At 43.7% G+C, this 21,054-nt stretch carries 22 protein-coding genes and 1 other RNA gene; 14 read left to right on the forward strand and 9 right to left on the reverse strand.

The window, feature by feature from the left end:
* Positions 1 to 399: 399 nt before the first annotated feature.
* Complete coding sequence (locus NYE23_RS07965; RefSeq protein ID WP_341076866.1) at positions 400 to 2,073, reverse strand: ribonuclease J; 1,674 nt, start codon at positions 2,071 to 2,073, stop codon at positions 400 to 402.
* Positions 2,074 to 2,536: 463 nt separating this feature from the next.
* Here NYE23_RS07965 and proB point away from each other — a divergent pair, with 463 nt between their 5' ends.
* The 5 genes from proB (at position 2,537) to NYE23_RS25270 (ending at position 7,796) form a co-directional block, all read left to right on the forward strand.
* Positions 2,537 to 3,667: a glutamate 5-kinase gene (proB, locus tag NYE23_RS07970; RefSeq protein WP_341076867.1), complete on the forward strand. Its 1,131-nt coding sequence runs from the start codon at positions 2,537 to 2,539 to the stop codon at positions 3,665 to 3,667.
* Positions 3,658 to 4,890 (forward strand): glutamate-5-semialdehyde dehydrogenase, encoded by a 1,233-nt coding sequence (locus tag NYE23_RS07975; RefSeq protein ID WP_341076868.1) that lies wholly within the window; start codon positions 3,658 to 3,660, stop codon positions 4,888 to 4,890. The genes proB and NYE23_RS07975 overlap by 10 nt, the downstream gene beginning before the upstream one ends.
* Positions 4,891 to 5,029: 139 nt before the next feature.
* Positions 5,030 to 6,253 (forward strand): ATP-binding protein, encoded by a 1,224-nt coding sequence (locus NYE23_RS07980; RefSeq protein WP_341076869.1) that lies wholly within the window; start codon positions 5,030 to 5,032, stop codon positions 6,251 to 6,253.
* Between the two features lie 107 nt (positions 6,254 to 6,360).
* Positions 6,361 to 7,431 (forward strand): hypothetical protein, encoded by a 1,071-nt coding sequence (locus NYE23_RS07985; protein WP_341076871.1) that lies wholly within the window; start codon positions 6,361 to 6,363, stop codon positions 7,429 to 7,431.
* A 272-nt stretch (positions 7,432 to 7,703) separates the two neighbouring features.
* The gene (locus NYE23_RS25270) at positions 7,704 to 7,796 is read left to right on the forward strand and encodes a putative holin-like toxin (protein WP_445662589.1); all 93 of its coding nucleotides are present in this window, start codon (positions 7,704 to 7,706) and stop codon (positions 7,794 to 7,796) included.
* Between the two features lie 393 nt (positions 7,797 to 8,189).
* Here NYE23_RS25270 and NYE23_RS07990 read toward each other — a convergent pair whose 3' ends face one another.
* The 3 genes from NYE23_RS07990 to NYE23_RS08000 form a co-directional block, all read right to left on the reverse strand.
* Positions 8,190 to 8,486, reverse strand: coding sequence for a hypothetical protein (locus NYE23_RS07990; protein WP_341076872.1), 297 nt, complete (start codon positions 8,484 to 8,486; stop codon positions 8,190 to 8,192).
* Positions 8,479 to 8,685, reverse strand: a complete 207-nt coding sequence (locus tag NYE23_RS07995; protein ID WP_341076874.1) for a hypothetical protein — start codon at positions 8,683 to 8,685, stop codon at positions 8,479 to 8,481. Before NYE23_RS07995 ends, NYE23_RS07990 begins: the two co-directional genes overlap by 8 nt.
* A 150-nt stretch (positions 8,686 to 8,835) precedes the next feature.
* Complete coding sequence (locus NYE23_RS08000) at positions 8,836 to 9,009, reverse strand: aspartyl-phosphate phosphatase Spo0E family protein (protein WP_341076875.1); 174 nt, start codon at positions 9,007 to 9,009, stop codon at positions 8,836 to 8,838.
* 253 nt (positions 9,010 to 9,262) lie between these two features.
* Here NYE23_RS08000 and NYE23_RS08005 point away from each other — a divergent pair, with 253 nt between their 5' ends.
* From NYE23_RS08005 to NYE23_RS08020, 4 genes are all read left to right on the forward strand, one after another.
* Positions 9,263 to 10,114 (forward strand): glycerophosphodiester phosphodiesterase, encoded by an 852-nt coding sequence (locus NYE23_RS08005; protein ID WP_341076877.1) that lies wholly within the window; start codon positions 9,263 to 9,265, stop codon positions 10,112 to 10,114.
* A 366-nt stretch (positions 10,115 to 10,480) separates the two neighbouring features.
* A complete protein-coding gene (locus NYE23_RS08010) occupies positions 10,481 to 11,743 on the forward strand; it encodes an L-lactate MFS transporter (protein WP_341076879.1) in 1,263 nt (420 codons plus the stop codon).
* Between the two features lie 258 nt (positions 11,744 to 12,001).
* Complete coding sequence (locus NYE23_RS08015) at positions 12,002 to 14,362, forward strand: FdhF/YdeP family oxidoreductase (RefSeq protein WP_341076881.1); 2,361 nt, start codon at positions 12,002 to 12,004, stop codon at positions 14,360 to 14,362.
* A gap of 204 nt (positions 14,363 to 14,566) precedes the next feature.
* Positions 14,567 to 15,439 carry a LysM peptidoglycan-binding domain-containing protein gene (locus tag NYE23_RS08020; protein WP_341076883.1) on the forward strand — a complete coding sequence of 291 codons (873 nt, stop codon included), beginning with the start codon at positions 14,567 to 14,569 and terminating at the stop codon, positions 15,437 to 15,439.
* Between the two features lie 60 nt (positions 15,440 to 15,499).
* Here the strand turns inward: NYE23_RS08020 and NYE23_RS08025 are convergent, their stop codons facing one another.
* Genes NYE23_RS08025 through NYE23_RS08040 form a run of 4 tightly spaced genes read right to left on the reverse strand, consistent with a single transcriptional unit; the run spans position 15,500 to position 17,787 of the window.
* Positions 15,500 to 15,997 carry a CBO0543 family protein gene (locus tag NYE23_RS08025; RefSeq protein WP_341076885.1) on the reverse strand — a complete coding sequence of 166 codons (498 nt, stop codon included), beginning with the start codon at positions 15,995 to 15,997 and terminating at the stop codon, positions 15,500 to 15,502.
* 47 nt (positions 15,998 to 16,044) lie between these two features.
* Positions 16,045 to 17,181, reverse strand: a complete 1,137-nt coding sequence (locus NYE23_RS08030) for a zinc-dependent alcohol dehydrogenase (protein ID WP_341076887.1) — start codon at positions 17,179 to 17,181, stop codon at positions 16,045 to 16,047.
* A gap of 19 nt (positions 17,182 to 17,200) precedes the next feature.
* Positions 17,201 to 17,563 (reverse strand): spore coat protein, encoded by a 363-nt coding sequence (locus tag NYE23_RS08035; RefSeq protein ID WP_197215570.1) that lies wholly within the window; start codon positions 17,561 to 17,563, stop codon positions 17,201 to 17,203.
* Positions 17,564 to 17,577: 14 nt separating this feature from the next.
* Positions 17,578 to 17,787 carry a spore coat protein gene (locus tag NYE23_RS08040; RefSeq protein WP_341076890.1) on the reverse strand — a complete coding sequence of 70 codons (210 nt, stop codon included), beginning with the start codon at positions 17,785 to 17,787 and terminating at the stop codon, positions 17,578 to 17,580.
* 148 nt (positions 17,788 to 17,935) lie between these two features.
* On the opposite strand from NYE23_RS08040, the gene NYE23_RS08045 reads away from it, so the two are divergent.
* The 3 genes from NYE23_RS08045 (at position 17,936) to ssrS (ending at position 18,695) form a co-directional block, all read left to right on the forward strand.
* The gene (locus NYE23_RS08045) at positions 17,936 to 18,145 is read left to right on the forward strand and encodes a hypothetical protein (RefSeq protein ID WP_341076891.1); all 210 of its coding nucleotides are present in this window, start codon (positions 17,936 to 17,938) and stop codon (positions 18,143 to 18,145) included.
* Positions 18,138 to 18,440 carry a spore coat protein gene (locus NYE23_RS08050; RefSeq protein ID WP_341080651.1) on the forward strand — a complete coding sequence of 101 codons (303 nt, stop codon included), beginning with the start codon at positions 18,138 to 18,140 and terminating at the stop codon, positions 18,438 to 18,440. The genes NYE23_RS08045 and NYE23_RS08050 overlap by 8 nt, the downstream gene beginning before the upstream one ends.
* A 60-nt stretch (positions 18,441 to 18,500) precedes the next feature.
* Positions 18,501 to 18,695: non-coding RNA, 6S RNA (gene ssrS / locus NYE23_RS08055), on the forward strand.
* 103 nt (positions 18,696 to 18,798) lie between these two features.
* Here the strand turns inward: ssrS and NYE23_RS08060 are convergent.
* Complete coding sequence (locus tag NYE23_RS08060) at positions 18,799 to 19,074, reverse strand: YqhV family protein (RefSeq protein WP_341076892.1); 276 nt, start codon at positions 19,072 to 19,074, stop codon at positions 18,799 to 18,801.
* Positions 19,075 to 19,417: 343 nt separating this feature from the next.
* Here NYE23_RS08060 and NYE23_RS08065 point away from each other — a divergent pair, with 343 nt between their 5' ends.
* Complete coding sequence (locus NYE23_RS08065; protein ID WP_341076894.1) at positions 19,418 to 20,116, forward strand: class I SAM-dependent methyltransferase; 699 nt, start codon at positions 19,418 to 19,420, stop codon at positions 20,114 to 20,116.
* Positions 20,117 to 20,131: 15 nt separating this feature from the next.
* Positions 20,132 to 20,659, forward strand: coding sequence for a GrpB family protein (locus NYE23_RS08070; protein ID WP_341076896.1), 528 nt, complete (start codon positions 20,132 to 20,134; stop codon positions 20,657 to 20,659).
* Positions 20,660 to 21,054: the final 395 nt, after the last annotated feature.

Consider the following 21,054-nt stretch of genomic DNA (forward strand, 5'->3'; position numbering starts at 1 on the left):
GTTTTTGTTTAACTTTGTGGATAAATATATCTACGTCTAGCTTCAGCGCCTACCCCCTTGAGGTCACAAGCTTGTATAGTTGCGACTCCCAGGGACGAAAGACTAGCCAATCCCTTCCAGAAGAAAAGAACATCTTCTTGCAGGGCTCGTCTTCTGCTTGTCGTCCATAAGCAGTCGCCTCCACATTTCGGACAATCCTCTCAAAAAGGCAAAGAACGACTTTCCGGGAGGCTCTTGTTGTGCTTGAGGCTCCAGGACAAGGAAGGCTTCGTCAGCTTAAACATCGCATGACCGAAAGCGAGAGCTTTTGGGAGGATGGGGGTCATGCAGACGTTGCCACAGGACGTGGCGCTCTTAGTCTGCTTTCCTCCGTGGGCAAGGCGCTTCCGCTTCTGTTCTTTAAATTTCAATAATAATCGGCAGAATCATTGGTTTGCGCTTTGTCTTTTCAAACAAGAACTGCCCAAGTGATTTTTTGATGCTCTGCTTGATGACATTCCACTGGCTTTTATCCTGCTCAGGAAGATCGTTGACGGTTTTTTCTGCAATCCGGTTGATATCTCTCAGCAGGTCTTCGGATTCCCTTGCATAAATAAAGCCTCGGGATATGGTATCCGGCCTTGATATCATTTTGCGTTCGCTTTTGCTCATGGTCAGCACGATCACTAGCATGCCATCCTCGGATAGCTGTTTCCTGTCGCGGAGCACGATGCTGCCAATGTCACCGACACCCACTCCATCCACATACGTATCTCCGGCAGGCACCCCCCTTGTCTGGCGTGCTTCTCCGTTTTCAATATCAACGACATCCCCATTTTTAATGATAAAAGTGTTCCCTTCTTCAACACCGATCGATTCTGCAAGCAATTTATGATGATGCAGCATTCTGTATTCACCGTGAATGGGAATAAAATATTTCGGCTTCATCAATGTGAGCATAAGCTTTAAATCCTCCTGGTAGCCGTGGCCGGACACGTGCATTCCTGTTGAGCTGCCAGAACCGTATATCACGCGGGCTCCCAGCTTGAACAGGTTATCAATGATTTTAGAAACATCGCGCTCGTTGCCTGGGATGGGAGAGGCGGCCAGAATCACGGTATCTTCAGGATGAATTTCAGCGTCACGGTAATTTCCGGAAGACAGGCGTGAGAGGGCAGCCATCGGCTCACCCTGGCTGCCGGTACAAAGTATGCACACCTTTTCGGGAGCGAGATTCATTGCCTCTTTTGGGTTGATTATCATTCCCTCGGGAACGTTCAGATACTCGCGTTCAATGGCGACTTCCACAACATTCACCATGCTTCGGCCCAGCAGGACAAGCTTTCGGTTTGCTTTAATGGCCGCAGCCACTACCTGCTGTACACGGCTCACATTGGAAGCGAATGTGGAGATGATGATTTTGCGGGGTGCTTTCATAAATGCTTCCTCAATGTTCTCCCCGACAATATGCTCGGTAGGCGAAAAGCCGGACCGCTCTGCGTTAGTGCTTTCAGAGAGAAGTGCGAGGACTCCTTCCCGCCCGATCTCAGCCATCCTGTGGATATCAGCATGCTCCTGATTTACAGGGGTTAAATCAAATTTAAAATCGCCGGTATGGACGACATTTCCCTCTGGTGTTTTAAACACAATTCCCAGACAGTCCGGGATGCTGTGATTCACTTTGAAAAAGCTGACACCTATCTCACCAAAATCAAGGCGAGTATCAGAGTCAATGGTGATCAGCTCCGATTCACCAAGAAGGCGATGCTCCGTCAGTTTTAATTCAATAAGACCCAGCGTAAATCGGGTAGCATATACCGGCATATTGATTTTTTTGAGGAGATAGGCAACCCCGCCGATGTGATCCTCGTGTCCATGAGTGACAATCAGTCCTCGTATTTTCTCCCTGTTTTCCTCAAGGTAAGTGATATCCGGAATAATCAAATCAATTCCCAATAGTGTCTCATCAGGAAATTTCCCCCCGGCGTCTATCACGATAATATCGTCATCATATTGAATCACATACATATTTTTCCCAATCTCATTGATGCCGCCAAGAGAAAAGATGGATAACTGCTTTCCGTTTGACTCCATATGTAAATCCTCCCGTATTATTTTTTCTTAGCATTCCCGATTGGGCGGGCATTATCATGGGATTGCACCTTAACGTGAAAATTAGAATTTTACCCCTTTAAATCAGCAAATTAATCATTGACATAAAATTCAGAAGCATGCATAATAATTCTAATCTTATGAAAATATCAACAGCATTGACAGGGAACCAGTAAATAGAACTCAGGCAAGAAGAGAGCGGGATTCACCGGCTGAAAGGTCCTGCAGCCTGCAAAGCTATTGAACCTAGCCCTTGAGCTGCCAGGCAAACCTGGCCGAATTTCCGGCGTTAAGGGATTTTCAAAGCGGGCACTTGCAGTGTAAAGTGCCAATGAAGGTGGTACCGCGAAAGACAAGCTCTTCCGTCCTTTTTTTAGGGATGGGAGGGCTTTTTTTACATTCCGCTCCATGAAGCGGGGCTTTTATCATAAGGGTGGTGTCACATGTGAAGAAGGAACGGATTGTTGTGAAAATTGGAAGCAGTTCGCTGACTAATAACAATGGCGGACTGTGCATGGAAAAGCTGGAGGAGCATGCAGCTGCCCTTTCACGGCTGAAAAAAAAGGGGCATGAAGTTATTTTAATTTCATCAGGAGCCGTTGCTGCAGGGTTTGCGGATCTTGGCTATCCTTCGCGCCCGGTGACAATTGCCGGAAAACAGGCGGCCGCCGCAGTGGGCCAGGGGTTATTAATGCAGGGATATACGGAAGAATTTAAAAAGCATGGCATTGTTGCAGCGCAGATGCTGCTGACTAGGCAAAACTTCCTTCATAAGGAGCAATATCAGAATGCACATGCCACATTGTCTGAACTATTGAAGCGGAATGTTCTTCCGATCATTAACGAAAATGATTCTGTATCGATTGAGGAGCTGGCTTTCGGTGATAACGATATGCTTTCAGCACTTGTCTGCGGGCTGGTACAGGCACAGCGCCTGATCATCCTGACAGATGTGAATGGAATTTATGATTCCAATCCCCGCACAAATTCAGAAGCAAAAAAGTTCAATTTTATTTCAGAAATAACCGAGGAATTGATGAATGCTGCCGCAGGGTCAGGCTCAAAGGTGGGAACCGGCGGAATGGTGACAAAGCTTGCGGCGGCAAGGACAGCGTTGGCACTGGGTGTGCAGGTATTCATAGGCGTGGGGCATGGTGAGGAAAAGCTGATTGAGATCCTTGAAGGCAAAGGGGATGGGACTTATATCGGTACGGGGTCGCAGCCGAGTGTCAAAACTTCCAAGCAGTGGCTTGCGCTGCATTCTGTTCCGAATGGGAAAATTGAAGTGGATCACGGAGCCGCACAGGCCATATTAACTCAGGGAAAAAGCCTTCTGCCTGCAGGTGTTACCGGTATAACAGGCCATTTTCATATTCAGGATGTGGTGGAAGTGATTGGACCCAAAGGGGATTTGATCGGCAAGGGGCAGGTTAATTTCTCATCCGATGAGCTGCGGGCCATTAAAGGGCTATCGAGTGCGGAAGCCATGCAGATGGCCGGGAGCGACCGCCGGGTTGTCATTCACCGGGATCATTGGGTAAGCCAAAAAAGAAAGGAGAAAAGTTCATGGAATTAACTCGTAAAGGCCAAAAAGCGAAAGAAGCAGCGGCAGAGCTGGCGAAAAAGACGACACAGCAAAAAAATCGTGCGCTTGAACTGATCTCAGGCCAGCTGATGCAGGAGAAGAATTTTATTTTAACAGAAAATGATAAGGATTTAGATGCAGGAAGAAAAAATGGAATGAGCGATGCATTATTGGACCGCCTGCGTTTAAATGAAGCCCGCCTTGAGGATATGGCGGACGCACTCATCCAGCTTGCCCGGCTGGAAGATCCAGTTGGGGAGATTATTTCCGAGTGGGAACGACCGAACGGGCTTGAGATAACACAGGTTCGGGTTCCGCTTGGTGTTGTCGGCATGATCTATGAAGCGCGTCCAAATGTAACGGTCGATGCATCAAGCTTATGCTTGAAGACAGGCAATGCTGTGATGCTGCGCGGAAGTTCAACTGCCATTCATTCCAATAAAGCCATTGTGAAGGTCATTCATCATGCCCTGAAAATGAGCGACTTGCCGCCTGATGCAGTCCAGCTTATTGAGGATACAAGTCGGGAAACCGCTTCAGCAATGTTCAAGCTGAACGAATACCTGGATGTCCTGATACCTCGGGGAGGGGCAAAGCTCATTCAGACGGTTGTTGAAAACTCAACAGTCCCAGTGCTTGAGACAGGTGCCGGCAATTGCCATATCTATATTGATGAAAGTGCTCATAAGGAAATGGCGGTTAGTATAGCTGTTAATGCCAAAACGCAGCGTCCGTCCGTTTGCAATGCCTGCGAAACGATCCTTGTTCATAGAGAGTGGGAGGGGCTGCACGATCTTGTGAATGCACTAAAGGAAAAAGGGGTTGTGATTCATGGTGGTGAGGGTGTCAGCGGGGAAGGAATCATCCCGGCCGCGGAAGAGGATTGGGCCGCTGAATATTTAGGGTTGGAAGTCGCAATGAAAGTGGCGGAAAGCGTAGAAGAGGCCATTACTCATATCAACCGCTTTGGGACAAAACATTCTGAAGCGATTATTTCATCAAACCCGGAAAATGTTGAAAAATTCCTGAATGAAGTCGATGCAGCGGCAGTTTACCATAATGCATCCACCCGTTTCACAGATGGCTTCGAGTTTGGGTTCGGCGCTGAAATCGGCATCAGCACCCAAAAGCTCCATGCCCGTGGTCCGATGGGGCTGCAGGCTCTGACATCGACGAAATATATCGTGAAAGGGAATGGTCAGGTGAAGAAGTAGAGAGATTTGTGGTTATATCTGCAGGAATGCCTTAGTTCTTAAAAAATGATATCACTTTCTTCACAATTGATGCTAAAATATAGAAAAAAAACACAAAAAAGAGGACTATACGAGTAAACGGACAGGTCAAATTTCCCTTGTGCTTATTTCGATTCTATTTACCTCTTATCAATCCATTTTCTCGCATGAAACATTTTTTACTTTTGATTTTTTTCTATTTACAGGTATTGCATGGTTTGTAGGCTGGCAGTTTGACAAAAGCAGGTATTATGCAGAGAAAGCGCGGGCCAGCGAGGAAAGCTATAAAATGCTTCTGGAATCACTACCGGTTTCCGTGCTCATACATAAGGACTGTGAAATTTTATATGCAAATTCCGCTGCTGTCAGTGCCATGTCGAGATTAAAAACTGATTCACTAATCGGCAAATCGCTTCTAGATATTGTTGAGTCTGACTATCAGGGCCGCTTGCATGAACGCTATCAATACATAATTACAGAGAAAGAGCTTCTCAACAATACTGAATATATGATTAAACGCATTGATGGAACCAGGAGTTATTTTGAAGTTTCATCACTTTATGTTGAATTTGAAGGAAAAGAGGCCATACTCTCGATCGGAACAGATATTTCTGATAAAAAAAAGGAACAGGAACAGCTTCTGCAAAAATCCGAAAAGCTGGCACTTCTGGGTCAGATGGCAGCCGGCATCGCACATGAAATCCGGAACCCGCTTACATCGATCAAAGGATTTGTTCAGCTTTTCAAGTCGAATAGCCAAAAAGAAGAGTATTTTGATATTGTGCTTTCGGAATTGGATCGCATTAATGGAATCGTCGGTGAATTTTTAGTGCTGGCCAAGCCGGCTGCAAACATTTTCGAAAAGCAGGATCTGGCAAAATTGATTAACGAAGTGATTATCCTGAGCAACACCCAGTCTATTATAAATAATGTGGAAATTACAGTAGAAAATAAGCTTCATGCCCCAATGATTCATTGTGAAAAAAACCAATTGAAACAGGTATTCCTGAATATTATTAAGAATGCGATTGAAGCCATGCCTGACGGCGGCCAATTAACCATTAAAGTCATGAAAAATACCGGCAATACTATTTCCGTTCAATTCATCGATCAAGGGGTTGGCATTTCGGAAGACCGGATTCCTAGCCTTGGGGAACCTTTTTACACAACAAAGGAAAAAGGAACCGGGCTGGGTCTGATGATTTGCTATAAAATTATCGAAAACCATAATGGCCGCTTAACCATCGAAAGCAAAGTTGGGCAAGGCACGAAGATGGAAATTGAACTTCCATTTGATGGTGCTAATATAGAAAGCGATGAAAATAGAAAAACCGTTCTGATCTAGAGAGCTGGCAGTGCATGTAAAATGCACTGTTTTTTTTTTCGGCAGTAAAAGTGCCACTTGCATAGAATGTTATAATTATAGTAAATAAATTAAATACGGTGATTATAGTGTTATATTTCCTATTGCTCGGCTTTCTTTTTATTGGGTCTGTTTTATTTATCATTCTTAAGAAAATTAATATCAATACGGCAGCCATGGCGGCTGTGATGGCGTTTGGCATTGTGACACAGGGCGTTTTGCTCAATTTCTTCGGGATGCCTTTCTTTTTGGGAAGCTTCGGCAAGATTCTCAGCATAGCAGATTTAGCGTTATGGCTGGCATTCCTCGTATCCATTGGAATGACCATTCTTAAAGGAGAGTTCAGAAGGCTGCATTACGCCAATCCCATTAATCGTTTTGCCATCGGAACCTGGGTGGCCGGCACTTCGATTTGCGGTATTATGTTCTTCAGGCAGTTTGGAGCAGGTGCGGAAGCCCAGGCACTGGCGATACTGAATGCGGGCTTATGGGTAATTTATATTTGGATTAGCTTAATAGGTTTCAAGGAACTGGGAGCTGCACCTTTTGGCCGGCAGGCACATGGTGTTCTGCTGCTGACCACGGTCAGCACACAATCACTTGTGCTCCTGTTTAATACTGTCTTTAAAGAGGTGCCTGGATTTCTGAATGCCGCTCTTATTTTTACTGGATTTATTCTTTATTTTATCAGTGCCAGGTTTATTCTGAAGCGTTATGGTGTGTGCGGCTGGAATTTATCGAAAGACTGGAATAATACCAATTGCATTTTTCACGGCGCGTTATCGATCAGCGGGCTTGCCATGTTCAAATCCGGTCTTATTGACGATCAGGCTGCCATGTGGTTTTGGCTGGCTGTTTTCCTGGTCTTCATTTTGGTAGAGGCTATTGAAATCATTAGACTTGCAGGGCGCATTCGGAATTTTGGCTTAAAGGAAGGAGTCTTCACCTACGATGTGACACAGTGGAGCCGGATCTTCACTTTTGCGATGTTCTTTACGTTTACCTTTTTCATAGAAAGCCCATTGCAGGCTATCATTCTGAATACAGGCATCTGGATCATTTTATTGTTACTGGTCATTGAACTCTATTTAAGTGCTGATGCATTAAGAAGGAAACACGTCCGGATTCCTGCCGGATTCAGAAAGGAAAGTTCGATTTAAAGCTGAACGCAAGTTAAATAAGGCTATACGAAAATAAAACTTTCCTATACGCAAATAAATAGAGCTATACAAAAGTAATTTCAGGTTATGCGATAATATACATTCCGAGTGAAGGAAAGTTCATAATTTCATAAAAAAAAGCCAGTCACATGCAATTTTGCAATGCGGCTGGCTTTTTTAGGCCTTTTGAACGGATTTTTAATTAAGCCCTTATCTTGAGTATAGGACAAGTTTGCTTCCGGGAAGGCTGAAGGTAAGGAGGCGATGTATAAATGGGTACCTTTGAAGTGTTGTCTTTGATGATCAGTTTCGGTATGTTTGTTATCGCCATGCTCCAGTTCACAGATAAAGACAGAAATTCATGAGACACGCTCACAGGCGTGTTTTTTTTAAGAGATAAGTAAGGAGAATTTAACTTCGAGAACTGTCTAGCTCCAGCGCCTACCCCCTCGAGGTCACAAGCTTGTCTTGTTTCGGCTCCTAGGGACGAAAGACTAGCCAATCCCTTCCAGAGGAAAGAACACCTTCTTGCAGGGCTCGACTTATGCTTGTCGTCCCTAAGCAGTCGCCTCCACATTTCGGACAATCCTCCCAAAAAGGCAAAGAACGCCTTTCCGGGAGGATCGTCTTGTGCTTGAGGCCCGCAGGACAAGGAAGGCTTCGTCAGCATAACATCGCACGACAGAAAGCGGTAGCTTTTGGGAGGACGTGGTGTTCTTAGTCTGCGTTCCTTCGTGACAAAGGCTCTTCCGCTTTTCTTATTTGGAAAGCTCCTTCTTTAAGTCTTCTGCAGTTGTATCGATTTCTTCTCCCCAATGGTCATTGACCTTATTGAACACAATTTTGCCTTTTGTATCCATTATTGCATAGCCTCTGTAGGCAGTGTCGCCATTTTTCATGCAGGCCTGTTCAATGAGCTTCATTTTCGGATCAGAAATAAATGGGAGGCTTTGACCCATCTTTTCCTCCAGAGCCTGATAAAGTTCAAGCTGCTGCTCAGGCTGATCATTGCTGACGATGTACATATTGGCATCCAGACCTTCTAATTTATCCATATTCTGATGCAGCTCGACCAGCTGCTGCTGACAGAGTCCTCAGGTGTATGGTTGTGATAAAGAAGAAGACACTTGGCTTGTCCTGCGGGAAGGCAACTTCATTGCCGCTTTGATCCTTTAAAGCAATCGTTTGATCTTTGCCGCAGGCTGTCACAACAAGAAGAACGATTGCTAATAGGAACATGAACTTTTTCTTCATATGATCTCCATTTCCTTATAGTTATTGTCTTATCATTATGGAGGACTTTTTCGTTTTTCTCAATTAAAATGCACGATTGAGCGGTTAATCATAAAACAAGCACACTCCTTTTTTATAAGAGTGTGCGTTTTATGAAAATTGAGGATTGTTCTAATGGACGAGCTTGCTTCGCTGCACTTTATAGATGAGCTTATCGAGCTCCTCTGAGTACATGAGCGTTTCAGGGTGTGACAATCCCTTGTTTTTTCCAACAGAAATCATCTTTTTGCGCAGGACATCGATGTCGTTGTGAAGTTTTTTTATAGCAGTCGAAGGTGTGGTCATTGATTCGGCTCCTAATCCGAGGATGAAATATTATATTCTATTATCGACAAATTAAACGGCAAATAAACAGATTCGACAAAACTTATAAAAAGATTACAAGTTTCTACAATGGTGAATAGGACCCATTCAGAAAGGCTTGTATTAATATTCCTGTAATCTATTATTCTCCCAGGTTTTACATAAAATTATAACAGGGTTAATATTTCGTCACTATTCTTAATGTGTAAACCATTATAGATAGGGGACGGAGACATTGAAGAAGAAAATGATTTCTGTTATTGGTGCGGCAGTTATTGGGCTAAATGCGCTTGGAGGAGGTGCGGCACTGGCAAAAGACATGCAAAAGGACATTGTAAATGTGTCACATCGCGGGGCTTCTGCTTATGCACCTGAGCATACAATCGCTGCATATGACATGGGCGAGAAAATGCATGGTGATTATATTGAAGTGGATTTGCAGATGACAAAGGATGGGCATCTTATTGCGATGCATGATGTAACGCTTGACCGGACGACAGATGGAACAGGATCCGTAAAGGATTATACTTTAAAAGAAATAAAGCAGCTTGATGCAGGCAGCTGGTTTAACGAAAAGTACCCTTATGCAGCAAGAGCGGATTATGAAGGATTAAAGGTGCCGACACTTGAAGAGGTTTTCAAAAAATTCGGGAAAAACAGCAGCTACTACATTGAAACAAAATCACCGGATGTTTATCCTGGCATGGAAAAAGAACTGCTTCGTCTGGTTGAAAAGTATAATATTAATAAAAATAAACTGCTGGTACAATCATTCAGCCCTCAAAGTCTTAAAGTGATGAATGAATTGGACCCCTCTATTAAACTTGTACAATTAATTTCGTATAAAACGAACGCAGAAATAACTGATGCAGAGATTATGGAAATAAAGGAGTACGCAATGGGCATTGGTCCCAATCATACGTATTTAAATGAGGAATATGTACAAAAGGTTGTGAATAGCGGACTTGAACTGCATCCGTATACTGTCAATGACAAGGAAAGAATGAAGCAGCTGATTATTTGGGGAGTAACCGGCATGTTCACAAACCATCCGGATTTGCTTCATGATGTGAAAAAAGGAAGATAAATAGAAGAACTCCGGGAAAAATTTCTGGAGTTCTTTTTGTATATAAACCAACACCGACATAGTGAAAATTTGCTGAAAAGGGCTTGAACATGTTATTTCAAAGTGATATGATTTTTAATAGTTCAAAAATCTGTCACATTTTGATTTGAGATAGCGAACCTGTCGTCGGTTAAAATGTCATCAGATTCTATGAAGATTAACAGTTGGTCCTTTAAGCAGCGAATCCTGCTTAATACTAACCGTCAATCCTGCTTCAGCATACCCATATTCGGGCATGCCGAAGAGATTGGCGGTTTTTTTATTTCAAGGAACAATCCTGTAACCGCTTTAAAAAGCAGGGTACGAGCATTAAGAGGGGGAAAAAGAGTGAAAAAGACAAAAAACCGGTGGCTGATTGCCGCCTCGGCCGTAGGGATTCATATCTCCATCGGTTCGGTTTACGCCTGGAGCAACTTTACCAATCCATTGATTGAGCAGTTTGGCTGGTCATCAAAGGAAGTACAGCTGACCTTCAGTTTGGCGATTCTATTTCTGGGACTGTCAGCAGCATTTCTTGGCCACTTTGTTGAAAAGCATGGACCAAAAAAGGCTGGTCTTCTGGCAGCAGGATTCTTCGGAGCCGGCATGCTTGGAGCCGGATTGGCAGTAAATATGGGTTCATTGCCATTTTTATACATAACCTATGGCGTTCTTGGGGGAATCGGTTTAGGGGTAGGTTATATTGCGCCGGTATCCACACTGGTAAAATGGTTCCCTGACCGACGCGGATTTGCAACAGGCCTCGCCATCATGGGATTTGGCTTTGCTGCAGCAGTAGCAAGCCCGGTCATGGATGGTCTAATTAAATCTGTTGGCACAGCAAACACGTTCTTTATTTTAGGTGCTGCCTACTTGATCATTATGACATTATCATCATTATATTTAGAAAAACCGCCTGAAGACTGGGCACCTGAAGGCATGAAGGAAAAAGCTGCAGCCGGAAAAATCAAAATTAAACAGGATTTGGCACAGTTAACGGCGAATGAAGCAGTAAAGACAACCCGGTTCTATTATTTATGGATCATGCTGTTCATAAATGTAACGTGCGGAATTGCAATTTTGTCAGCTGCAAAGCCGCTGGCACAGGAAAGCATAGGCCTGACAACGGCAGAAGCAGCCACGCTTGTCGGAGTGCTTGGCATCTTTAACGGACTGGGCCGTCTGGCATGGGCATCCATTTCTGACTATATTGGCCGCCCGAACACGTATACGATTTTCTTCGTATCACAGATCGCCCTATTTCTTTTGCTGCCGATCACAAAGGAAGCGATTCTTTTCCAGGTTATGCTGGCTGTTGTGTACACCATGTATGGCGGAGGATTCTCATCCATCCCGGCATTTATCGGTGATGTTTTTGGAACGAAGCAGCTAGGCGCCATTCACGGCTACATCCTTACAGCATGGGCGGCAGCTGGTCTTGCAGGCCCAATGTTTGCCGCATGGATGAAGGATTCAACAGGAAGCTATGCTTCAAGTCTGACAAGCTTTGCCGGACTTTTTGTGGTGGCACTCATTGTGTCAATCCTAATCCGTTTTGATATGAAAAAATTGCGCAGGCAAAATGAAGCAAATGAGCGTATAGCAAGTTAAATTTTAATAAAAACAGCATGGAAAAGCATTCAGCACCGCTTCCGCTTTTCTATTGGTATGGCACTTGGCAGCGATCCTGCTAAAGACTAACCGCCGCAGAAATCAGCATCTAGAAGTAGAGGCTTTTTGCGGCGGTTTTTTATAAAAACGGCAAGTTTATAACATTTGCCCATATACAATAATAAATGCAACTTAACCATTGAGAATTAAGAGATTCAGGATCTCTATTAAATAGAAAAAGATAAAGGAGTGTTTCAGATGGGAAAAACAAAACATCCAGGACCTCAGAATAAAAAGGCCATGCCGGATCCAAAGCATTGGGTGAGTCCGATTCCGTTCGGGCTTGGCAAAATAAAGCCAAAACATATGAGGGATACAGCAAAAATCCTGTGGGAAAACAAAGATAATATCGGCTATGCCACAAATATACTGACAAAAGGTGTCTGCGACGGCTGTGCGCTTGGCGTTTCCGGTCTTTATGACCAGACGCTTAAAGGACCCCATGTTTGTACAACACGTTTAAATGTCCTTCGTTTAAACACGGCCGGTGCGATCAAACCGGACATTCTGCATGCCGATATTGATGAGCTCCGCAAATATGACAGCACCGAGCTTCGCAAGCTCGGCCGCATCCCATATCCGATGATCCGCAGAAAAGGCGAGCGCAAATTCTCCCGGATCACTTGGGATGATGCCATGAATATGATTGCTGAAAAAATGAAGGTTCTCGACCCTAAGCAGTATGCGTTCTACCTGACGAGCCGCGGAATTACGAATGAATCCTATTATGCGGCCGGCAAAGTTGCCCGCTTCCTTGGCACGAACCACATTGATAATGCGAGCCGCATTTGCCATTCGCCTTCTAAAACTGCGTTAAAGCGTTCGATTGGCGTAGGAGCTTCCACAGCCAACTATCTTGACTGGATCGGAACGGATGTACTCTTATTCTGGGGAAGCGTGGCATCCAACAGCTCGCCTGTATCATCCAAATACATGCTTGAAGCGAAAAAGAATGGCACAAAAATTATCGTCGTCAATCCATATAAAGAGCCGGCGATGGACAAATACTGGATTCCGTCAAACCCGGAATCTGCTTTATTTGGCACAAAAATCGCTGATGACTTTTATCAGGTCAACATCGGCGGAGACATTGCCTTTATGCATGGCATCATGAAACACTGGTTTGACATGGAGAAAGCGGAGCGCGGTTCTGCCATCAACCATACATTTGTGAATGAGCATGTAAATGGCTACGAGGATTTGAAAAAGAAAGTAAAAGAGCAGTCATGGGAAGATATTATTAAATCTTCCGGTGTAAGCAAAGAGCGTATTATTGAGCTTGCGGAACTGCTGGCGAACAGCAAAAATGCTGTCTATGCCTGGGCTCTTGGCCTGACCATGCATTCCTTTGCGACAGATAATATCTCACAGGTAGCGAACCTTGCGCTGCTTCGCGGCCATCTGGGCCGAAAGCATAATGGTTTGATGCCATTCCGCGGCCACTCATCTGTACAGGGAAGCGGTGAAATGGGTGCCGATCCATTCGTGTTGCCTGGCGGTGACTTTTATGGAGACAATTTTACCCGCATTCAAAATCTATGGGGCTTTGAGCTTCAGAAATGGCAGGGTGATATTGTCGGGGTGACACTGGAGAATATTCTGCTGCCTGAGGACCATGAACGAAAAATCAAGCTTTACTATCTATCAGGCGGTAACTTCCTTGAGACAATGCCGGATCCTGATTTTATTGAAAAAGCTCTTTCTGAATTGGATATCCGCGTTCACCAGGATATAATTTTAAATACGTCTACCCTGGTTGATGCAAAAGAAGCGGTCATCGTGCTGCCTGCTAAAACAAGGTACGAGCAGGAGGGCGGCGGTACCTCCACTTCAACGGAGAGAATGGTGTATTTCAGTCCGGAAATTGAAGGAAATAAAAACAAAATTGAAGAGGCGCGAGAAGAGTGGAAAATTTATATCGATCTGGCGAAACGCGTAAAGCCTGAAACTGCCCATCTTGTTGATTTTAAAGATGCACAGGAAATCCGGGATGAAATTGCCGTGGCGAATCCTAATTATGATGGCATCCAGCACCTGAAAAAAGCAGGGGATGTTTTCCAATGGGGCGGAGCATGGCTTTGCGAGGACGGCATCTGCCCGACTCCGGATGGAAAAGGTACACTTATCACTGTCGATATTCCAGACCTTGGCAAAAAAGAAGGCCAGTTCATCGTCACATCCCGCCGCGGCAAGCAGTTCAATTCCATGGTCTACAAAGAAGTGGACCCGCTGAATGGTGCCGGACGATACGATGTATTAATGAACGCAGAAGATGGAAAAGACTTAAGCATTGCAGAGGGTGAAGGGATCGTTCTGTACAATGGATTCGGTGTCTTCCAGGGAAGAGCCAAATTCGTCGACATCGCCCGCGGCAACGTCGAAGTCCATTTTCCTGAAGGAAACTTCCTGTTGCCAAGAGGCCGCTACGAAAAATTTGCGGGTATCCCTGACTACAACATCACGGTCACCCTCGAAAAAGCGGACCGTTATAATGCCCGCAAGGACGTGGAATACAATGAAAAACACATCGCTGAGGATGAAATTGATGCACCAGCGTAAAAGGAGGGAGATGGCTTTTGGGCCATCTCTCTTTTGTTTGGAAATGGAGCTGTGACAAAGAAATAGGCAGCTAAATCAGCGCGATAAACTGAGCAAAAAAGACGAAAATAAGCCCCAAAGAAATGTCTGCCCAATTTCCAAAATAGGCTCGTCCTCCTGCGACATCCATTATTTCCCTTCGTCATATATAGTGAGGTGAATTTAATGAAAAAAATCAAACAGGCATTTGCAGCAGGAGTTATATCTCTGGCAGTTATTTGTTCAGGGGGATCTGTTTTAGCGGACCACAGCGGAGATAAAGAAATAGCTGTGGTGAAAAAAGGGGATACACTCTATTCCCTGGCTAAGAAGCATCATCTGAGTGTAACGCAGATTAAGGAGCTGAATGATTTAGCAGGTACAACCATCTATGCCGGTCAGCGTCTCATTCTATCCGGGGAGGAAGCTGGATATCACAGGATTATTGCCGGTTCTTTCAGCAAAAAAGAGAATGCGGAAAAGCGGGCAGCACTGCTGAAGAAAAAAGGGATCCCAGCTGCAATGAGCATGGCTGTCATTGATGGCAAAACCTATTACCGTGTGCAGGCAGGTGCTTTTAAGGACAAAAAGAATGCTGTGAAGCACCTGGAGGCAGTCAAAAAAGCAGGAATTAAAGATGCCTTCATTCTTTCAAGAGGGGAACTTCATATTTTTGGCTTAAAGCCGGGAGACTCCTATGATGACATCATATCGAGAATGGGCAAGCCAAAAAAGACTGAGACTCAGGTCAATATTAAAAGCCTTTACTACCAGGGGGATGGTGCCGGTGTAAGGGCAACCTTAAATATGAAGGATGGTACAATTGGCAGCCTTGCTGTATATCCGGAATATTTAAGCACGCGCATGTTGCCTGCTCTTCCCTTTACCAAGACCGAAGCAGTTAAAATGTATGGAGATGCTGACAAGACAAAAACGGTAACTTGCTACGAATCAGCCATGTGTGAAGAGTTAACCTACCAGCTTGATCATTTCGAACTCAAAGTCCGGATTGACAGGGATCAAACCACTGTTCAGTTTTTGGAAATAACTTATCGTTAATGACACAGGGCCTTCATAAGGAAAGAAGGACGTGACACCTGACAAAAAAACCGGCTCCAATTAGTGTTTTGGAGCCGGATTCTTTTGCTTTTCCGAAGATTTACTTATCACACCCATTATTCCCCGTGTCAGAAGGAAGGTCGCCATGATAGATATAAAGCTATAATAGGAATTCCATGATTTTTTATACTTGATTAACTGTGTGTGTTTTTCAAGAAAATGTTCGGCAATTGCCGATGGAATACTAAAGATCAAGGACTTCAGCAGGATACCCTTTAGTCCGCTATTTCTGGTCTGCTGGTTAAAATAAACACACGTAATCGGAAAAATAATATAGCTGAATAGTACACTGACGTCAAAAGTTTTAAACAAATTAACCGGGTACTTGAGATATCCTTTTCGCACTAAGAGATTGTCTAAAAAGGTGGCAATATAGCTTTTCAAAAAGAACACGATAAGCCAGTCTTTTATAGGGGGCTTTCTGACCAGATGGAAAAAAGCCCCGATACCGAACATAAACAGGCTGCGCAGCAGATTTCGTTCAAACTTTCGTCCCAATTGCAATTTCTCCTTTGTAACCGGGCATTGCTTTAAAAGGAATCGAGTTAAGGCTTTAATATAACTTTTATGCAATCCTCGGTTTTCGTATCAAATGCTTCGTAGCCATGCTTCGCATCATCCAGCGGCAAAACATGGGTGACAATATCGCTTGGATCGAATTTGCCTTCAGCAATCATGTTATACAAATAAGGCATATATGGAATGACCGGGGCCTGACCGGAACGTATATTGACATTTCGTTCAAAAATGTCACCTAAAGGAAAAGCGTTGTAACGCATGCCATACACGCCTGTTATTTGAATGGTGCCTCCTTTGCGCACAGCCTGGGTCGCCATTACGATTGCGCCCATCGATCCACCCTGCAGCTTTAATCCTGTTGCCAGGAATTCCATCGGAGTCATTTTCCCATCCATGCCGACACAGTCGATTACAACATCGGCGCCGCCTTTAGTGATTTCCTTAATGTATTCCCCCGCATTTTTTGTCTGTTCAAAATTGATGATTTCCACTTTATTGGTCCGTTTTGCATGCTGCAGCCGATAATCAATGTAATCAATAGCAATGACCCGCTTGGCACCCTTCAACCATGCAAATTTTTGCACCAATAGGCCAACCGGGCCGCAGCCAAGGACCACAACGGTATCACCGTCTTTAACTCCGGCATTGTCTACAGACCAATAGGCTGTAGGAACAACATCGGCAATCAGCACTAATTTCTCATCTTCCACTTCCGAGTTCTCAGGGATTTTAAATGGTGTGAAGTTTCCATAAGGCACCCGCATATATTCCGCCTGGCCGCCCGGGTATCCGCCAGTCGTCTCAGAATATCCGAAGAAGCCGCCCATTTCTCCGTGCGGATTAGAATTGTCACATTGGCTCGTTAAGTCCGTTTTACAATAAATGCATTCACCGCAGCTGACATTAAAAGGGATAATTACACGGTCCCCTTTTTTTAGATTCTTCACTTCAGGTCCTGCTTCTTCGACGATTCCCATTGGTTCATGCCCGATAATGTAGTTTTCATAAGTATTCGGAATCATGCCGTGGATTAAATGTAAGTCAGATCCGCAAATCGCCGTAGTGGTTACCTTTATGATGATATCATCAGCTTTTTCAATCTTAGGGGCCTCAACTTCTTTAACGGCCACATCTTTAATGCCCTGATATGTAACAGCCTTCATGCCGGATTACCTCCTATCATTATTTTTCCGGTGTGGCAAAAGTGCCAAGCCGGTCAGTATCCGCTGGAAACAGCTCCATATTTCCAATAGCAATGGCCATATCAGCGGATTTTATATCCAGCTCTATTTGTTTTCCGATATCACGCGGATAAATCCAGCCTTTTTTTAACATTAGTTCTGTAACTTCGCCATGCAAATCGATGGCTTGTTCCATTTGTCTGTAAAAAGCTTTCCGTAACTCGGGACTTGCTGTTTCGGTCAATGAAACGGCATAATAGCGAATTCCTGTTTTAATGCGCAAAAGAAATTCCAGTGCAAAGGTGTTATCAGCCATTTTTGGCATTCCTTCAGCATATTTCGGATCGAGATAATCCTGATTCATTTATTTCCACCGCCTTAAGAGAGAGTTTTTGCTTTCTTGTAAAGTTCCTTTAATTCCTGGATCGCTTGAATCGACTGTTCCACATCTTTTTCAAGCAATTTTTTTAAATCGTTATCAAAGCAAATGCCTATTACCATTTTTGACTTCAGCAGGCAATCTGTTTTAAAGTTCAGCATTTCATGTGTTTCCATCGTTTCATGGTAGCCAAGGCCTAACCCGTCCATTAGATTCGTCCTCCTTTTTAAAGTTAATGTTTCTTGTTTGACCGGCTTTATGCGGAATTCACAGATGCTGGCAATTGAAATAACTACCAATAGTTACTGAAGAGGGAAATGAGCAAAATGAAACTATAACCTTAATGGGGGGATTTTTATGATGAATGAACTGGGAATGCATGAAACATTGGAGCTTCATGAGCTTCTGGTGTTTAAAAATTTGTGTCTCACCAAGTCGGTGGCCATGAGCGGGCTTGTTCAGGATCCGACTTTAAAAACGATATTGCAGGACAGTGAGGCAGGGGATGTGAAATTCATACAGGAGATGCAAAGCATTCTGAGAAGGAGGCACGGATTTGATGAATAGTTTCTTGAAAAATTTAATGGGGATGGGCGGAATGTCTGATCAGGTCATTGCAACGGACTTTTTAATTTCTGCTAAAGCAGGCATCCGGAATATTGCATTTGCCCTTACAGAGAGCGGATCTCCTGAAGTAAGAGGAATTTTAAGGGAGCAGTTAAGAATTGCGGTTGATACTCATGAGAAGATAACTAATTACATGATCAGCAGGGGGACTTATTATCCGCATAATTTGAAAAAGCAGCTGGAAACGGATATGAAAATTACTGAAACCGCATTGAAGCTCAGTGAAAAGAGTTAGTAGGTCCGGATAGGAAAAAACTTCTATTGAAACACCTTGTAAATTATATTATTATAATAAAACAAGCTGCATTGTACGTAATCATACTAAAGTTTTAACCTTTAAGCTGAAATAGGGAGTTTAACATCGGAACAGGAATGACAAGCCTCGTCTATATGACAAGGAGGACAGGCAGGAATGTTTCTGCGAACACCCACTTTGAGGAGTGGTGGTTTAAAACTTTCTTATACCAGTTACGGCAAGAGCGGCTACATACTTATGTTATCAAACCAGTTTCCAATCGGGGGCTGGTTTTTTTATTCTAAGAGAAAACCCCGTTCCGGAATGAAACATAAGAAAAAGAGCTGTCTTTGCAGCTCTATCTCCCTTTTACCCCATACAGAATGCAGCCAACCCCGCAGAGCACCCATAATATCTTGCTTAGTGAAACTTTATCAGCCATTCCGGTCAATCCAATCACTGTTGTCAAGAGAAGCACAGGCGGTCCAATAAGGGCCAGTGAACTATTCATAATCAATGCCTTTTCAATATCATTCATTTTTAAGATTAATAGCGCAACAAAAATTTCAATGCTTCCGGAAATAAGCCGCAGAATGGCCATGCCGAGGATCGCTTTATCAAGGAACAGAAACATCACTTACCTCCTAAACCTTCTTGTCGTCATTATATGAGAGCTGACCGAAATGAAGGACAAGTTTTCAAAACAAAATGTTTAATAAGTGTTACAAAAATTACAAATAGCAAGATTGGATGTTTTTCCAGAGTCCTTAGGATGCGTCTAGAAGTATTTCTCTTTGCTTAAAGACTTAAGTATTTTTTAGACTATAAAACTTAAAAATACCCGCTTGCAGGATCTCTAAATGGAAGAATAATGTAAAATCAGCCGAGCGCTTTTACTTAAATAATTTATTCTTAACGCTGCCGTAATCCTTTTCCATAAGGGATTAAGTAAAATAAAAGAAAGGGGGGAGATGGCTATGGAAAAAGCTATTTTACATCATCATGATGTATTTGAAATGCTGGATGGATTGTTAAGAGAACCAAAATTATTCTGGGAAAACTTCTATGAAGACCGGGACAAAGAGATTCCATTTTTCAAAGCAAAAGGGCCGGATGAAAACCTGTCTGAGTATGTTCTAAATGGTCTGCAGGCGGGGAAGGTCCTGGAAATTGGATGCGGCCCGGGGAGGAATGCCATTTTTCTGGCGAAGAATGGGTCGCAAGTGGATGCTATCGATTTTTCCGAAAGGGCGATCAAATGGGCAGGTGAAAGAGCAAATGAAGCACAGGTGAAAATTAATTTTGAATGTATATCTCTATTCGACTTTAATTTTAAACCTCAAAGTTATGATTTTATTTATGACAGCGGCATGTTTCATCACCTTCCGCCACACAGAAGGCTTACATACCTGGAAATAATTAAAGCGGCACTCAAGCCTGGAGGGAAATTTGGGCTGGTATGCTTTAATCCGGATGGAGCACTTCCCACGCCGGACTGGGAGGTTTATCGCATCGGAAGCTTAAAGGGTGGCATCGGTTATACAGAAGAACGATTGAAATCAGTCTTTCAAGATGACTTTCATTTTCTGGAGCTTAGAATGATGAAAAAAATTCAGCAGCCCAGCGATCTATTTGGCGAAGATTTTTTATGGGCGTGCTTGATGAGCTTAAAATAAATTCAGGAGGAGAACATGACAAGGAAAGTGATTATTACCGCCTATAATCCTGACTGGCCATCCAGATTTCAAAGGGAGAAAAAACCCATCATGGCCATTTTTAAGGATGAGATACTGAACATTCACCATATAGGGAGCAGCTCGATACCAGGTCTGGCAGCAAAGCCGGTCATTGATATATTGCCTGTCGTAATAGATATTGAGCGGGTTAATCACTTCAACGGGGAAATGGCTGCACTTGGTTATGAACCCCATGGTGAAAATGGACTGCCTGGCCGGCGGTATTTTCAGAAAGGAGGAAATCTGCGGACACATCATATCCATATTTATGAAAAAGGGAATCCTGCTATCACACGCCATCTTGCATTTCGTGATTACCTAAGGGAAAACGGAGAAGACGCAAAACAATATGGAACCTTAAAATTGGAGTTAGCGAAACAGTTTCCTTTTGACATTAATTCTTATATAAAAGGGAAGGAAGCACTTGTGCAGGAAATTGAGATGAGGGCGATGGAGTGGTACAAAAAGAGGCATGCATTTTAGTTAGTTAAATTAATCTTATGCCGTCATCGTACTGAAACAGAGTCATAACGGGGTCAACTCGGCTCACAGAAATGAAAAATGAGGGTTCTCAGAGTCCGAACCTGGCTTAACTTCGGACACAGAAAGTGGAAATGGGGTTCTCAGAGTCCGAACTTGGTTCAACTTCGGACACAGAAGTGAGAAATTGCGCACGCAGAGTCCGAACTTGGCTTTACTTCGGACACAGAAAGTGGAAATGGGGTTCGCAGAGTCTGAACTTGGTTCAACTTCGGACACAGAAGTGAGAAATGGCAATCTTAGAGTCAGAACCAGCCTCAACTTCCGACACAGAAATGAGAAACCGCTCTCTTAGAGTCCGAATCCGCCTCATCTTCGAACCAAAACACCGCCTCTTA

This window comes from Cytobacillus sp. FSL H8-0458 (assembly GCF_038002165.1).
Classification (GTDB): Bacteria; Bacillota; Bacilli; order Bacillales; family Cytobacillaceae; genus Cytobacillus.

Bases quoted from the DNA above. Each gene is read 5' to 3' on its own strand.
- NYE23_RS08065 (WP_341076894.1), top strand. From the start codon at position 19,418: ATGGAAAAAGCTATTTTACATCATCATGATGTATTTGAAATGCTGGAT.
- NYE23_RS08040 (WP_341076890.1), bottom strand. From the start codon at position 17,787: ATGGACGGGTTAGGCCTTGGCTACCATGAAACGATGGAAACACATGAA.
- NYE23_RS08020 (WP_341076883.1), top strand. From the start codon at position 14,567: ATGAAAAAAATCAAACAGGCATTTGCAGCAGGAGTTATATCTCTGGCA.
- NYE23_RS08070 (WP_341076896.1), top strand. From the start codon at position 20,132: ATGACAAGGAAAGTGATTATTACCGCCTATAATCCTGACTGGCCATCC.
- NYE23_RS07965 (WP_341076866.1), bottom strand. From the start codon at position 2,073: ATGGAGTCAAACGGAAAGCAGTTATCCATCTTTTCTCTTGGCGGCATC.
- NYE23_RS07995 (WP_341076874.1), bottom strand. From the start codon at position 8,685: ATGAAGAAAAAGTTCATGTTCCTATTAGCAATCGTTCTTCTTGTTGTG.
- NYE23_RS08035 (WP_197215570.1), bottom strand. From the start codon at position 17,563: ATGAATCAGGATTATCTCGATCCGAAATATGCTGAAGGAATGCCAAAA.
- NYE23_RS08060 (WP_341076892.1), bottom strand. From the start codon at position 19,074: ATGTTTCTGTTCCTTGATAAAGCGATCCTCGGCATGGCCATTCTGCGG.
- NYE23_RS08000 (WP_341076875.1), bottom strand. From the start codon at position 9,009: ATGACCACACCTTCGACTGCTATAAAAAAACTTCACAACGACATCGAT.
- NYE23_RS08045 (WP_341076891.1), top strand. From the start codon at position 17,936: ATGATGAATGAACTGGGAATGCATGAAACATTGGAGCTTCATGAGCTT.
- NYE23_RS08030 (WP_341076887.1), bottom strand. From the start codon at position 17,181: ATGAAGGCTGTTACATATCAGGGCATTAAAGATGTGGCCGTTAAAGAA.
- NYE23_RS25270 (WP_445662589.1), top strand. From the start codon at position 7,704: ATGGGTACCTTTGAAGTGTTGTCTTTGATGATCAGTTTCGGTATGTTT.
- NYE23_RS07990 (WP_341076872.1), bottom strand. From the start codon at position 8,486: ATGGATAAATTAGAAGGTCTGGATGCCAATATGTACATCGTCAGCAAT.
- NYE23_RS07975 (WP_341076868.1), top strand. From the start codon at position 3,658: ATGGAATTAACTCGTAAAGGCCAAAAAGCGAAAGAAGCAGCGGCAGAG.
- NYE23_RS08015 (WP_341076881.1), top strand. From the start codon at position 12,002: ATGGGAAAAACAAAACATCCAGGACCTCAGAATAAAAAGGCCATGCCG.
- NYE23_RS08050 (WP_341080651.1), top strand. From the start codon at position 18,138: ATGAATAGTTTCTTGAAAAATTTAATGGGGATGGGCGGAATGTCTGAT.